Origin of the sequence: Bacillus sp. AFS001701, from assembly GCF_002559405.1 — a bacterium.
Lineage (GTDB): Bacteria > Bacillota > Bacilli > Bacillales > Bacillaceae_G > Gottfriedia.
The window spans coordinates 1-228 of the sequence record NZ_NTZO01000789.1 but is presented as its reverse complement, the minus strand read 5'-3'; the positions used below and the strand labels follow the sequence as shown (position 1 = coordinate 228).

The 228-nt window shown below is 74.1% G+C and carries 1 protein-coding gene; it reads left to right on the top strand.

Annotated features, from left to right (window positions below; genetic code table 11):
* The coding region (locus CN514_RS25175; protein ID WP_141529554.1) for a M24 family metallopeptidase at positions 1-228 on the top strand (228 nt) is incomplete at both ends.

Genomic DNA, 228 nt, shown 5'->3' with positions numbered 1-228 from the left:
GTCCGAACGGCGCGGATCCGCATCACGAGGTCTCGGACCGGGTGATCCAGGACGGCGACGTCGTCGTGGTCGACATCGGGGGCGCGGTGCCCAGCGGCTACAACTCCGACAGCACGCGCACGTACGCCGTGGGGGAGCCCTCGACGGAGGCCGCCGAACGCATCGCGGTGCTCGTGCGCGCACAGCAGGCCGCGGTCGACGCCGCGCGCCCAGGGGCCACAGCCGCAC